The 12779-nt window shown below is 73.1% G+C and carries 10 protein-coding genes; 1 reads left to right on the top strand and 9 read right to left on the bottom strand.

Annotated elements, in window-relative coordinates; genetic code table 11:
• Positions 1–77: 77 nt before the first annotated feature.
• From U5640_RS26905 to U5640_RS26895, 3 genes are all read right to left on the bottom strand, one after another.
• Positions 78–2162, bottom strand: a complete 2085-nt coding sequence (locus U5640_RS26905; RefSeq protein ID WP_340378306.1) for a PQQ-binding-like beta-propeller repeat protein — start codon at positions 2160–2162, stop codon at positions 78–80.
• A 64-nt stretch (positions 2163–2226) separates the two neighbouring features.
• On the bottom strand, positions 2227–3948 hold the full coding sequence (locus U5640_RS26900; RefSeq protein WP_340378305.1) for a PQQ-binding-like beta-propeller repeat protein: 1722 nt from the start codon (positions 3946–3948) through the stop codon (positions 2227–2229).
• A 169-nt stretch (positions 3949–4117) separates the two neighbouring features.
• Positions 4118–5926: an ABC-F family ATP-binding cassette domain-containing protein gene (locus U5640_RS26895; RefSeq protein WP_340378304.1), complete on the bottom strand. Its 1809-nt coding sequence runs from the start codon at positions 5924–5926 to the stop codon at positions 4118–4120.
• Between the two features lie 157 nt (positions 5927–6083).
• Here U5640_RS26895 and U5640_RS26890 point away from each other — a divergent pair, with 157 nt between their 5' ends.
• Complete coding sequence (locus U5640_RS26890; RefSeq protein ID WP_340378303.1) at positions 6084–6674, top strand: Uma2 family endonuclease; 591 nt, start codon at positions 6084–6086, stop codon at positions 6672–6674.
• Between the two features lie 14 nt (positions 6675–6688).
• On the opposite strand, the gene U5640_RS26885 is transcribed toward U5640_RS26890, so the two are convergent.
• The 6 genes from U5640_RS26885 to rsmI all read right to left on the bottom strand — a co-directional run bounded on the left by U5640_RS26885 (position 6689) and on the right by rsmI (position 12718).
• Positions 6689–7582 carry a 4-(cytidine 5'-diphospho)-2-C-methyl-D-erythritol kinase gene (locus U5640_RS26885; RefSeq protein WP_340378302.1) on the bottom strand — a complete coding sequence of 298 codons (894 nt, stop codon included), beginning with the start codon at positions 7580–7582 and terminating at the stop codon, positions 6689–6691.
• Positions 7579–8463: a 16S rRNA (adenine(1518)-N(6)/adenine(1519)-N(6))-dimethyltransferase RsmA gene (gene rsmA, locus U5640_RS26880; RefSeq protein WP_340378301.1), complete on the bottom strand. Its 885-nt coding sequence runs from the start codon at positions 8461–8463 to the stop codon at positions 7579–7581. Before rsmA ends, U5640_RS26885 begins: the two co-directional genes overlap by 4 nt.
• A gap of 33 nt (positions 8464–8496) precedes the next feature.
• Positions 8497–9876 (bottom strand): ubiquitin-like domain-containing protein, encoded by a 1380-nt coding sequence (locus tag U5640_RS26875; protein WP_340378300.1) that lies wholly within the window; start codon positions 9874–9876, stop codon positions 8497–8499.
• Between the two features lie 120 nt (positions 9877–9996).
• Positions 9997–10875: a TatD family hydrolase gene (locus U5640_RS26870; protein WP_340378299.1), complete on the bottom strand. Its 879-nt coding sequence runs from the start codon at positions 10873–10875 to the stop codon at positions 9997–9999.
• A gap of 98 nt (positions 10876–10973) precedes the next feature.
• Positions 10974–11372: a hypothetical protein gene (locus U5640_RS26865; RefSeq protein ID WP_340378298.1), complete on the bottom strand. Its 399-nt coding sequence runs from the start codon at positions 11370–11372 to the stop codon at positions 10974–10976.
• 473 nt (positions 11373–11845) lie between these two features.
• On the bottom strand, positions 11846–12718 hold the full coding sequence (gene rsmI, locus U5640_RS26860; RefSeq protein ID WP_340378297.1) for a 16S rRNA (cytidine(1402)-2'-O)-methyltransferase: 873 nt from the start codon (positions 12716–12718) through the stop codon (positions 11846–11848).
• Positions 12719–12779 lie beyond the last annotated feature (61 nt).

Genomic DNA, 12779 nt, shown 5'->3' with positions numbered 1-12779 from the left:
GTGGGTGATGAGCGGTAAGTGCACGGCCCCGCCCCTGAGCAGGGGCGGGGCCGTGCGTCCGGGCGGGCCGGTACGGCTCAGCCGGAGGTGCCGAACGCGATCGCCAGGTACCCCTTGTCGCCACCGGTGTCGGCGTCGGCGTAGGTGTCCGCCAGATACAGCCGGCCGTCGGAGTACAGGATCTCCGAGTACTCGGGGGACATGGCGCTCTCCATGTCCCGGGCGTCCTCGGAGTCCGTGTTCTCCAGCAGCGTGGTCTCCTTGAACGAGCCGCCGTCGATGCTGACGACCTGTCCGCCCTTGTCGTACGGCGGCTCCTTGTACGCGATCACGTTGCCGCCGTCCATCCGCAGCGGGAAGAGCGTGTAGTCGGTGCCGGAGTCGGCGCGCTGGCCGGTCTGCTTGCCGGTGGCGAGGTCGAAGGCGACGATCGAGTTGCTGCGGGCGCCGTTGTCGTCGCGCTGCTCGGTCGCCACGTACAACCGGTCGTTGCCGACGGTCAGGCCCGTGCAGGCCTCGGGTGTGTCGATGCTGTCGCACTCGGCCGCGTATTCGTCGCCCGGCGCGGAGATCCGGGTGCGCAGGGCGCCGGTCTTGTTGTCGATGGAGAAGAAGTCCGAGATGCCGCTGCCGTCACCGGCGCTGTCGCCGACGTCGGCGGCCACAACCAGCGGGTCCGTCGAGACCACGCCGGCGTACTCGATGTCGGTGGCCATCTTGTACTCGGAGAGCACCCTCCCGGAGGCCGGGTCGATGGTCTGGATGTGCAGCTGCGGCGCGTCGTACGCACCGCACTTGCGCACCGCCACCAGCTTGGCGCCGCCGCCGTAGCCGGCGTCGTAGCAGGTGTCGGAGGTCTTGGGCGCCCACAGCACCTTGCCGCTCGCGATGTCGAAGGCGGCGCCGCCGTCGGTGCTGCCCACGGCGACGGTGTTCGCGCTGACGGTGACGTTGTCGAAGTCGATCAGGGCGTCACCCGAGTTGACCGTCTTCGTCCACAGCTGTCTGCCCGCGTTCAGGTCGATCGCCGCGACCTGGGTGCAGCCGGCCGTGGAGTCCTTCGGAGGCATCTTCGGCTGGAACACGATCGCCGTGCGGCCGTCGTCGTCGGTCCGGCGGCTCGCCGCGCACACCGGGCCGGGCAGCTTCACCGTCCACAGCTTCGTGCCCTTGTCGCGGTCGTAGCCGACGATCTCGGCGACCCCGCTCTTCACATACGCCCTGTCGGTCAGCCAGGAGCCGTCCACGGCCACGCTGTCGTCCTTGGCGACCGTGGGCATCGGCAGCTGGAAGAGGGCCTTGGCGCCCGGGTCGGAGGGCACCTTCTCGCTGCCCTTGGCGACCCCGTCCTTGTCGTCACCGCCGGTGCCGCCGCCGGTGCCGCCGGAGGCCGTGGGGCCGTCCTGCCCGCCGCTGCCAGAGGACTTCGCGTACCAGACCCCGCCGCCGATGATCAGCGCGATCGCCGCGACCGCCGCGACGATGATCACCATCGAGGCGTTCATCCTCCGCCCGCCCGCCGGGGCGGCGGGAGCGGGCGGCTGCAACGGCACGGTCATCGGCTGCCCGGGGTAGCCGTAGCCGGGCTGCTGCCCGTAGGGGCCCGGCGCGCCGTACGGGGACGGCTGCTGGGGGGCGGCCCCGGGGTAGCCGTAGCCCGGCTGGGGCTGGGGCGCGGCGGCCGGGTAGCCGTACCCCGGCTGGGGCTGGGGCTGGGGCGCGGCGGCCGGGTAGCCGTACCCCGGCTGGGGCTGGGGCTGGGGCGCGGTGGCCGGGTAGCCGTAACCGGGCTGGGGCTGAGGGGGCGTCGGCTGCCCGTAGCCCGACTGGGGCTGGGGCTGGGGAGCTTGGGCCGACTGGGCCGACTGGGCCGACTGGGCGTTCTTCCGGAGCTGGTCCGCCACGGGTGCCTGGTGCGGCATCGGGCCGCCGGGCGACTGGCTGAGCTGCGGGCCTTCGGGCGGGGCGGGTGGCGCCGCCGCCGGCGGCCCGAAGGGCGGGGCGCCCTCGGGCGCGGGACCCTGCGGTACGGCGTCCTGCGGCGCGGGCGCCTGCGGTACGGCGTCCCGCGGTGCCGCGTCCTGCGGTGGTTCGGGCGGGCCGAAGGCGCCCTGCTGCGGGGGCTGGTTCGGGGGAGGGGACGAGGGCGGCGGCTGCGTCATGGTGTGGATTTCCTCGGCGAAGCGCGGGGGGACGACGGGCGGAAAGGGCGTGGAGGGGGTCCGCTCACTTGCCGTAGGCGAGCATCAGCTTCTCCTTCCCGTCGTCCTCGCCGGTCAGCTGGGTGGAGGAGAGGTAGAGACGGCCGTCGGCCCAGGCGCGGTCGCCGCCCGAGAAGCCGTCCTCGAGGTCGACCGTGCCCGCGGGCAGCCGGAGCAGCGTCGCCGGGGTGTGCGCGGATCCGGCCGTCGGGACGGACACCACGCGCCCGCCCGCGTCGGAGGACGGCTCGACGTACGCCACGAGCTTGCCGCTCTCGGTCGTCATCGGTGTCATCGGCTCGTCGGTGGGCGACTTCACGCGCCACTTCTCCTTGCCGGTGGAGAGGTCGATCGCGACGATCTCGTTGGCGGAGCCGCTCGCGTCGGTGGGCAGGTAGAGCGTGTTCGCGTCGACCGCCGTGCCGAGGCAGCCGGTGAGGTCGCTGTCGAAGAGCGCCCAGCCGCACTGCGGGTCGAAGTCCTCGTCGACACCGACCTGCGAGCGGAAGCCGCCGTCGGCCTTGAACGTCGAGATGTTCCAGCTGTTCTTGTCGTCGTTGGTGCTGTAGACGACGAGCGGGTCGAGGGAGTACACCCGCTCGACCTCCCAGCCCTTGTCGAGCTTGCGGGTCCACTTCGCCTTGCCGGTGGCCGCGTCCAGCTCCTGGAGCTCGACGTGTTCGTCGGCCTTCAGCGCGGCGCAGGACGCCACCATGACCAGCCGGGTCCCGCCCGCGAACGCCTTGGGGAAGCACGAGTCGCCGTACTTCTCGATGTCGTACAGCTTCTTGCCGGTGCGGGCGTCGTACGCCACCCCGGACTGCGAGCGGCCCACGACCAGTGTGTTCCCGGCGAGGGACAGCCCGATGTCGCTGCCGACGCTGTCGAAGAGCTGCCCGTCCGCGACCTTGGCGGTCCAGCCCTTGGCGCCGGTGGCGAGGTCGATCTGCTGCAGCTGGTTGCACTGGGCGCGGTCGCTGACCCCGCTCATGTACGCGACGACGATCTTGTCGTCGGCGGTCCTGTCGCGGGTGACCGAGCAGATCTTCTGGGGGAACGTGACGGGGTCCCAGGCCGGTTTGCCGTCGGCGACGCCGTACGCGACGACCTCCTTGTACGCGGCCTTCGCCGCCACCTTCGAGGTGATCCACATGCCGGGCGCGTCGGCGCCGTCGGCGGGTGCGTCCGGTGCCTCCTTGTACCAGAGCACCTTGGCCTCGCCCGCCTTGCGGCCCGCGTTGAGGTCCTGCGGGTCGGCGCCGCCGTCCCCGCTGCCGTCGCCGGGGTTGACCGGGCTGTCGCTCGCGCCCTTGTGGTCCTCGCTCGCGCCGGCGACCGGCTTGCCGCCGTCGTCGCCGCCGCGGGTGACCGCGAGGACGACCCCTCCGATCACCAGGAGCGCGGCGACCGCGGCGGCCACGACCATCGCCGTGCGCCCCTTGAAGGGGCCCCGCGAGCCGGGGCCGGGCGGCGGGGTGCCGGGGGCGCCGGGGAACTGGGGCGGGCCGGGGGGATAGCCGTAACCGGGCTGGGGCTGCTGGGCGTAGGGGCCGGGCCGGCCATAGGGCCCCGGCTGCCCGTACGGTCCCTGCGGCTGGGGCGGTCCGTACGGTCCCGGTGCGGCCGGCGGGCTGTAGGGCCCTGCCTGCTGCGGATAGCCGTACCCGGGCGCGGCCTGCGGCTGGGGCGGCATCTGCGGTGCTCCGAAACCGCCCTGCTGCGGCGGCTGATCAGGCGGCTGGGCCATCAGCGTGTTCCCCCTTGTCACTGATTTTTGGCCAGCCCTTTGTATCACCCGGCCCGGACACCAAATCGGGCCGGATCCACCCCTGTTCCCAAGGGAGGACCGGCCCGTGATGCCCTTGTTATGCGCCTTCACGCCCCCTTCACGGGGTCCACGCGCGCGTGTCGAAGTGCTACGCGTCCTCGGCGAGTTCCAGCCAGCGCAGCTCCAGGTCCTCCCGCTCTCCGGCCAGTCCGCGCAGTTCCGCGTCGAGTTCGGCGACCTTCGCGAAGTCGGTGGCGTTGTCGGCGATCTGGCCGTGCAGCTTGGCCTCCCGCTCCGAGATCTTGTCCAACTGGCGTTCGATCCGCTGGAGTTCCTTCTTGGCGGCGCGCTGGTCGGCGGCGCTCTTCTCGGTCGTGGCCGGCTTGGCCGCGGCGGCCGGGGCGGAGGCGGCCGCGGCCTCCTCCATCCGGGCCCGGCGTTCCAGGTACTCGTCGATGCCGCGCGGCAGCATCCGCAGCGTGGCGTCGCCGAGGAGGGCGAACACCCGGTCGGTGGTGCGCTCGACGAAGAACCGGTCGTGGGAGATGACGATCATCGAGCCGGGCCAGCCGTCGAGGACGTCCTCCAACTGGGTGAGGGTCTCGATGTCGAGGTCGTTGGTGGGCTCGTCGAGGAAGAGGACGTTCGGCTCGTCCATCAGCAGCCGCAGCAGCTGGAGCCGGCGCCGCTCACCGCCGGACAGGTCGCCGACCGGCGTCCACTGCTTCTCCTTGTTGAAGCCGAACGTCTCGCACAGCTGGCCCGCCGTCATCTCGCGTCCCTTGCCGAGGTCGACGCGCTCGCGCACCCGCTGGACCGCCTCCAGGACCCGCAGGTTCGGGTCGAGTTCGGCGACCTCCTGGGAGAGGTAGGCGAGCTTCACGGTCCTGCCGACGGCGACCCGGCCGCCCGCGGGCTGCGTCTCGCCCTCGGTGCGCCACGCCTCGGCCATGGCGCGCAGCAGGGAGGTCTTGCCGGCGCCGTTGACACCGACCAGGCCGATGCGGTCGCCGGGGCCGAGCTGCCAGGTGACGTGCTTGAGCAGCACCTTGGGTCCGGCCTGCACGGAGACGTCCTCGAGGTCGAAGACGGTCTTGCCGAGCCGCGAGGACGCGAACTTCATCAGCTCGCTGCTGTCCCGGGGCGGCGGCACGTCCTTGATCAGCTCGTTGGCGGCCTCGACGCGGAAGCGCGGCTTCGACGTGCGCGCGGGGGCACCGCGGCGCAGCCAGGCCAGCTCCTTGCGGACCAGGTTCTGCCGCTTGACCTCCTCGGTCGCGGCGATCCGCTCCCGCTCCGCGCGCGCGAAGACGTAGTCGGAGTAGCCTCCCTCGTACTCGTGGACGTCACCGCGCTGGACGTCCCACATGCGCGTGCAGACCTGGTCGAGGAACCAGCGGTCGTGGGTGACGCACACGAGCGCGGAGCGGCGGGCCTGGAGGTGGCGGGCGAGCCAGGAGATGCCCTCGACGTCGAGGTGGTTCGTCGGCTCGTCGAGGACGATCATGTCCTGTTCCTCGATGAGCAGCTTGGCGAGCGCGATCCGGCGGCGCTCACCGCCCGAGAGCGGCCCGATGACCGTGTCGAGCCCCTGCGGGAACCCGGGCAGGTCGAGGCCGCCGAACAGGCCGGTCAGCACATCCCTGACCTTGGCGTTGCCCGCCCACTCGTGATCGGCCATGTCCCGGATGACCTCGTGCCGCACGGTCGCGGCCGGGTCGAGGGAGTCGTGCTGGGTGAGGACGCCCATGCGCAGCCCGCCCGAGTGGGTGACCCGCCCGGAGTCGGCCTCCTCCAGCTTGGCGAGCATCCGGATCAGGGTGGTCTTGCCGTCGCCGTTGCGGCCCACGACCCCGATCCGGTCCCCTTCGGACACGCCGAGTGAGATGCCGTCGAGGAGCGCACGGGTGCCGTACACCTTGCTGACGTTCTCGACATTGACCAGGTTGACGGCCATTTCACTCCTGCGCATGGGGGTCGGTCAGCCTTCTAGCGTAGGGCCTGCCGGGTGAGGGACGGGGCGCGAGGGTGTTGTCACTCTTTGTGATGACGTGATCGGGAAAGGACCGCTACCGTGGAGGACGGGCAGCAGGATCCCGTCCATGGGAGGAACCATGACAGCCGAACCCGTTGAGCAGTCCGGATGGCGGATGCCCCCGCTGGACGGCTACACCGTCGACGATCTGTTGACGCTGCCCGATCTCCCGCCGCACACAGAGCTGATCGACGGGAGCCTGGTCCTGGTGAGTCCGCAGCGTTGGTTCCACTTCACAGCGATCGACCTGCTGGTCAGCGGTCTGCGCCGTACTCTGCCGCCCGGCCTGAGGGTCGCACGTGAGATGACCGTGGTGCTCGATCGCCGCAACGGCCCCGAACCGGACATCTCCGTGATCAACAGCACGGCGCGGAAGGGGCCGGACCAGACGTACTTCGAGGCCGCGGATGTCGTGCTCGCCGTAGAGGTCATCTCCCCGGAGTCCGAGGCACGCGACCGTCTCACCAAGACGCACAAGTACGCCGCAGCGGGAATCCGCCATTACTGGCTGGTCGAGATGACGGAGCCGCACGGTCACCCGGTGATCGAGGTCTTCGAGCTGTCGCCGGACACGGGCGCGTACAGGTCGACCGGTACCCACCGTGATCGCATCAAGGTCGACGAGCCCTACTCCATCGACATCGACCTGACCGCCATCGACGAACTCTGACCGCGGCCGGCCCCTCAGAGCACCGTCGCCCCCGCAGCCGGAGCCGTCGCCACCCGTACCGTGCGGCAGGTGCCGGAGGCGCGGAGCGCCTCGGCCACCGTCCGAGCCGCACCCGGATCGCGGACCAGGAAAGCCGTCGTCGGTCCTGAGCCCGAGACCAGCGCCGCGAGCGCGCCCGCCCCGCGTCCCGCCGCCAGCGTGTCGGCCAGTTCGGGGAAGAGGGAGAGCGCGGCGGGCTGGAGGTCGTTGGAGACCGTCGCGGCGAGCGCGTCGGGGTCACCGGCGGCCAGGGCGTCGAGCAGCGCCTCGGAGGCGACCGGCTCGGGGATGTCCCGTCCCTCGGCGAGGCGGTCGAACTCACGGAAGACGGCCGGCGTCGACAGCCCCCGCTCGGCCATCGCGAACACCCAGTGGAAGGTGCCGCCCGTCTCCAGCGGCGTCAGCTTCTCGCCGCGCCCGGTGCCGAGGGCCGCACCGCCGACCAGGCTGAACGGGACGTCGCTGCCCAGCTCGGCGCAGATGTCGAGGAGTTCACCGCGGGGCGCGCCGATGCCCCACAGCGTGTCGCAGGCGAGCAGCGCGCCCGCGCCGTCCGCGCTGCCGCCCGCCATGCCGCCGGCCACCGGGATGTCCTTGGCGATGTGGAGGTGGACGCGGGCGTCACGGTCGTACCGCTCGGCGAGGGCGAGCGCGGCGCGGGCGGCGAGGTTCGTCCGGTCCAGGGGGACCTGGGCGGCGTCCGGGCCCTCGCAGGTGACGCGGAGTTCGTCGGCCGGGGTCACCGTGATCTCGTCGTACAGGCCGACGGCCAGGAACACGTTCGCCAGGTCGTGGAAGCCGTCCGGGCGCGCGGCACCGACCGCGAGCTGGACGTTGACCTTGGCCGGCACGCGGACGGTGACGCTCACTCTGTGTTCTCCTGCTCGTCGGCGGCCTTGTTCTCGGCGATCCGGGCGAACTCCTCGACGGTCAGCGACTCGCCGCGCGCCTGCGGGGAGACCCCGGCTGCGACCAGCGCCGCCTCGGCCGCCGCCGCCGAACCCGCCCAGCCGGCGAGCGCCGCGCGCAGGGTCTTGCGCCGCTGCGCGAAGGCCGCGTCGACGACGGCGAACACCTCCGCCCTGGACGCCTCGGTCTTGAGCGGCTCGGTGCGGCGGACGAGCGAGACGAGCCCGCTGTCGACGTTCGGGGCCGGCCAGAACACGTTGCGGCCGATGGCACCGGCCCGCTTGACCTCGGCGTACCAGTTCGCCTTGACGGACGGGACGCCGTAGACCTTCGAGCCGGGCGTGGCGGCGAGGCGGTCGGCGACCTCGGACTGGACCATGACGAGGGTGCGGTCGATGCTCGGGAAGCTGGCGAGCATGTGCAGCAGGACGGGCACGGCCACGTTGTAGGGGAGGTTCGCGACCAGCGCGGTCGGGGCCGGGCCGGGCAGCTCGGTGACGTGCATCGCGTCGGAGTGCACCAGCGCGAACCGCTCGGCGCGCTCCGGCATGCGCGCCGTGATCGTCGCGGGCAGGGCGGCGGCCAGGACGTCGTCGATCTCGACGGCGGTGACCCGGTCGGCGACCTCCAGCAGGGCGAGCGTGAGGGAGCCGAGCCCCGGGCCGACCTCGACGACCACGTCGTCGGGGCGGACCTGCGCGGTACGGACGATACGGCGGACCGTGTTGGCGTCGATCACGAAGTTCTGGCCGCGCTGCTTGGTCGGGCGCACACCGAGGACAGCCGCGAGTTCACGGATGTCGGCGGGACCGAGGAGGGCGTCGGGGGTGGGGCTGCTCACGGGACAAGGGTACGGGGGCCCGGCGGGCGGTCCTCACCCGTGCAGCCGTGCCCCGCAGTGCGGCCAGGGACTCGCGCCCCGGCGCACGTAGAGCTTCTTGGCGCGCAGGGTCTGTTCCGCCGCCGGTGCGTCCTGGGGGCGGCCGCTGCCGCCGAGGGCGTGCCAGGTGCGGTCGTCGAACTGGTACAGCCCGCCGTACGTCCCCGAGGGGTCGACCGCGTCGGGCCGGCCGCCGGACTCGCAGGCCGCGAGTCCCTGCCAGTTCAGCCCGTCGGCCCGCCGCGCCGACGTCGGCAGCGGCTTGGTGCCGACCCTGACGAGCTGCTCCCGGGGCGGGCGCACCAGCTCGGTGCCGGTCCGGCGCGGCTTCTGCCGCACCCCGTTGACGGTGCGCAGGGCGTAGGTGATGCGCCGCAGGCCGGGCTGTCCGGCCCGTTCCACGACCTCCGTGCCCCGGAAGAGGGACGGGTCCGCGGTGTGCCGTACCGCGAACGGGATGGGCTCGTCCCGCACCTCCCTGCTCCCGGTGATCCGCAGCACCGTCACCGTCTGCCCGTCGCGCGGGAAGCTGCCGGCCGGCACGGAGGTGGTGTCCTCGCCGCGCAGGGTGATCCCGGCCTGCTCGACGGCCTCGCGGACGGTCGCCGCGTTGGTGCGGATGGTGCGGGCCCGGCCGTCGGCCAGGACCGTCACGGAGCGCTCGGTGCGCACGTCCAGCGCGAGCCCCTCCCGCCCGATGCGCCGGGTGCGCGCCACGGAGAGGTACGCGCCGTCCGCGCGCACCCCGAACTGTTCGAGCGCCGCCTCCACCGTGCGCGCGGTCGTCCACACGTCGTGCCGGTGGCCGTCCAGGGTGAGCCGTACGGGCCGCCCGTACTGCACCTCGATCTCGTCGCCGCTGGTGAGGGCGGTGCCCGGGGCGGGTGCCACGACGTCGTGCGCGCCGACCGGCACGCCCTCGTCGGCCAGCAGTTCGGTGACGTCGTCGGCGAAGGTGTGCAGGGGGCGTGCCTGCCCGTCGACGGTCAGCTCGACCGCCTTGTCCTCGGCGACGAACGCGGTGGTGCCGCCGGCCAGGAAGGCGACGACGAGGGCCTGCGGGAGCAGGCGGCGCAGGGCGGAGTCGGGGCGTTCGGCGGGCCGGGCCCGGCGCCGGCGCGCGGCCCGCCCGGTCTCGTCCGCGGGCACCGGTGCGCCCTGCTGCGGCAGGAACGGGCCCGGCAGCCGCAGCGTGTCGGGGGGCCGGGCCGTCTCGTAGGCGGGCCGGTAGGTGTCGTCGTACGGCGGCCGGTGGGGGGCGTGACCGGTCTCGGGGCCGGTGCGCACGCCGTGGGCGACGGTCTCCGCGTTGTGCAGGTCGACGTACGTGTCGCCGCCGCCGTACGGCTCGTAGTACTGCTGCGAGTTGCTCACGCCGACATGCTCCAGGGGTCCTGGGGGTCCAGATCGGGCCCCCAGAACCTAGCGGAGAGGCGGTCACTCTCCAAAGCGGCGCAGCTACCCAGCGTTGTGTTCGGGTGACGCGCGAACCGGTCAGTAATCGAACGCGCGTGCGGTATTGGCGGCGAGTGCCGTCGCCAGGGTGTCCTCGTCGAGGTCCCGTACGGCGGCCATGGCGCGGACCGTGACGGGGATCAGATAGGGCGCGTTGGGGCGGCCGCGGTAGGGGGCCGGGGTGAGGAAGGGGGCGTCGGTCTCGACCAGGACCCGTTCCAGGGGGGCGACGGCGAGGGCGTCGCGCAGATGCTGGGCGTTCTTGAAGGTGACGTTGCCGGCGAAGGACAGGTAGTACCCGGCGCGGGCACAGATCTCCGCCATCTCGGCGTCGCCGGAGTAGCAGTGGAAGACGGTCCGCTCGGGGGCCCCCTCCTCCTTCAGGACCCGCAGGACGTCGGCGTGGGCGTCGCGGTCGTGGATGACGAGGGCCTTGCCGTGCCGCTTGGCGATCTCGATGTGGGCGCGGAAGGAACGCTCCTGCGCCTCCTTGCCCCCGGGCCCGGTGCGGAAGTGGTCCAGGCCGGTCTCGCCGACGGCCTTGACGTGCCCGAGTGCGGCGAGGCGGTCGATCTCGGCGAGCGCCTCGTCGAGCGCCGCCGCGCCCCCCGGCTGGCGCGCGCCCTGCCGCGACCAGCCGTCGGGGTCGCCGTGCACGATGCGGGGCGCCTCGTTGGGATGCAGGGCGACGGCCGCGTGGACGTTCTCGTACGCCGCCGCCGTCTCGGCCGCCCAGCGGGAGCCCTTGATGTCGCAGCCGACCTGGACGACCGTCGTGACCCCGACCGACGCGGCCTTCGCGAGGCCCTCCGCCACCGTGCCGGACTGCATGTCGAGGTGGGTGTGGGAGTCGGCGACCGGCACCCGCAGGGGCTCCGGCAGCGGCGGCGCCGCGTTCTTGTCGCTGGAGGAAGGCATGCCCCGATCCTACGGAAGGGGCACGCCCCGCCCCGGCCCGCGGTCCGCCACCGCGGGCCGGGGCGCGCTCGCTGCCGTGCGCCCGGCTCGCCGTCCGCTCAGCTCGCCTTGCGGAAGGGGTGCAGGAGGTCGGACAGGTGCCAGTGATGGGGTTCCCTGGTCTGCGCCGGCACCTCGGGCACCTCCACCGGGCCCGCCGGGGGCACCGGGCGGGAGCGGCGGGCCGCGCCCTGCACCGACGACACCTGTCCGGCCCGCATGATGCGCACGACGTGCCCGTCGCAGTTCTGGCACGCGGGCCGGCTCAGCGGGGACGGCACGACGCGCCCGTCCGCCACGTACTGCACGAACTCGTGCCCGCCGCCGTCGATGTGGTGCTCTATCGCGTACGACTGCTCCCAGCCGTGCCCGCAGCGCATGCAGGCGAAGGAATACGACTCGTTGACCACGCCGGTCGCCCCGTGGCGAAGGCCGGTCTGCCCTGTGATCTCACTCATGGCCAGCTCCTGTTGTCCGCTGGAGGGACGTGTCACGTCCCGTCATCCAGTGGATGCCTCGCACCGGCCGAAAGGCACCCGATCTGTGCAGTGTTGAAGGCGATTTGGGCGTCCCTTGCCCCAAGCACCGGCGCCCTTTGCCCGCACATGGGGCGCACGCTCATCCGACATGCGCCCTGCTCAGAGGGGGTGTGAGCGCGTTCACAGAGACGATGTGCGGCAGGTCGCACCGCGTTCCCCCGGCGTCACGGCCACCGCTCGCCGTGCGTCCCGGCCCGCCCGTCACCCGCTGTCACGAACGTCGGCGCCCGGCTGCCTCACGGACCCCCGGCGCCCGGCTGCCTCACGGACCCCCGGCGCCCGGCTGCCTCACGGACGCCCTGCGCCGGCTTTCCGACAAACCCCCGACAGCGGCGGTCGGCTGTCTCCCTGACCCGGCGCCCGCCGTCTCACGCACACGCCCGCCCCCGCTGTCACAGCCCCCCGGCGTTCTTCGCCGCCACCACCGCGTCGAACACCTCGCGCTTGGGCAGTCCCGCCTCGGCCGCGACCGCCGCGATGGCCTCCTTGCGTCGCTCTCCGGCCTCCTCGCGCACCCGCACCCGCCGCACCAGCTCCGCCGCGTCGAGCTCCTCGGGGCCGCGCTCGGGCGCGCCGGAGACGACGACGGTGATCTCCCCGCGCACCCCCTCGGCCGCCCACGCCGCGAGTTCGTCCAGCGGACCGCGCCTGACCTCCTCGTACGTCTTGGTCAGCTCACGGCAGACCGCGGCCCGCCGGTCCGCGCCGAACACCTCGGCCATCGCCGCGAGGGTGTCGTCGAGGCGGTGCGGGGCCTCGAAGTAGACGAGGGTGCGCCGCTCCCCGGCGACCTCCCGCAACCGCGACAGCCGCTCCCCCGCCTTCCTGGGCAGGAACCCCTCGAAGCAGAACCGGTCGACGGGCAGCCCGGACAGGGCGAGCGCGGTGAGCACCGCGGACGGGCCGGGCACGGCGGTGACCCGGATGTCCCGCTCGACGGCCGCGGCCACCAGCCGGTAGCCCGGGTCGGAGACCGACGGCATGCCCGCGTCGGTGACGAGCAGCACGCGCGCGCCGCCCAGGAGGTCCTCGACCAGCTCGGGCGTACGGGCCGACTCGTTGCCCTCGAAGTACGACACGATCCGCCCCTTGGGCGTCACCCCCAGGGCCTGGGTCAGCCGGCGCAGCCTGCGGGTGTCCTCGGCGGCGACGACATCGGCGCCGGCCAGCTCCTCGGCGAGCCGCGGCGGGGCGTCGGAGACGTCACCGATGGGGGTGCCGGCGAGGACGAGGGTTCCGGGCGCGAGAGCGGGCGTGTCTGTCACGCTCCCCATCCTCCCAGGCGCCGCGTGCCCCGGGTGACGCCCGGCATGACCGGCCGACTGG

It is taken from the genome of Streptomyces sp. SS7 (genome assembly GCF_037993025.1).
Lineage (GTDB): Bacteria > Actinomycetota > Actinomycetes > Streptomycetales > Streptomycetaceae > Streptomyces.
This window is presented reverse-complemented; position numbering and strand designations above follow the sequence as displayed.

Coding starts and splice junctions, on each gene's coding strand:
- U5640_RS26905 (WP_340378306.1), bottom strand. CDS start 2,162: ATGACGCAGCCGCCGCCCTCGTCCCCTCCCCCGAACCAGCCCCCGCAG.
- U5640_RS26900 (WP_340378305.1), bottom strand. CDS start 3,948: ATGGCCCAGCCGCCTGATCAGCCGCCGCAGCAGGGCGGTTTCGGAGCA.
- U5640_RS26895 (WP_340378304.1), bottom strand. CDS start 5,926: ATGGCCGTCAACCTGGTCAATGTCGAGAACGTCAGCAAGGTGTACGGC.
- U5640_RS26890 (WP_340378303.1), top strand. CDS start 6,084: ATGACAGCCGAACCCGTTGAGCAGTCCGGATGGCGGATGCCCCCGCTG.
- U5640_RS26870 (WP_340378299.1), bottom strand. CDS start 10,875: ATGCCTTCCTCCAGCGACAAGAACGCGGCGCCGCCGCTGCCGGAGCCC.
- U5640_RS26865 (WP_340378298.1), bottom strand. CDS start 11,372: ATGAGTGAGATCACAGGGCAGACCGGCCTTCGCCACGGGGCGACCGGC.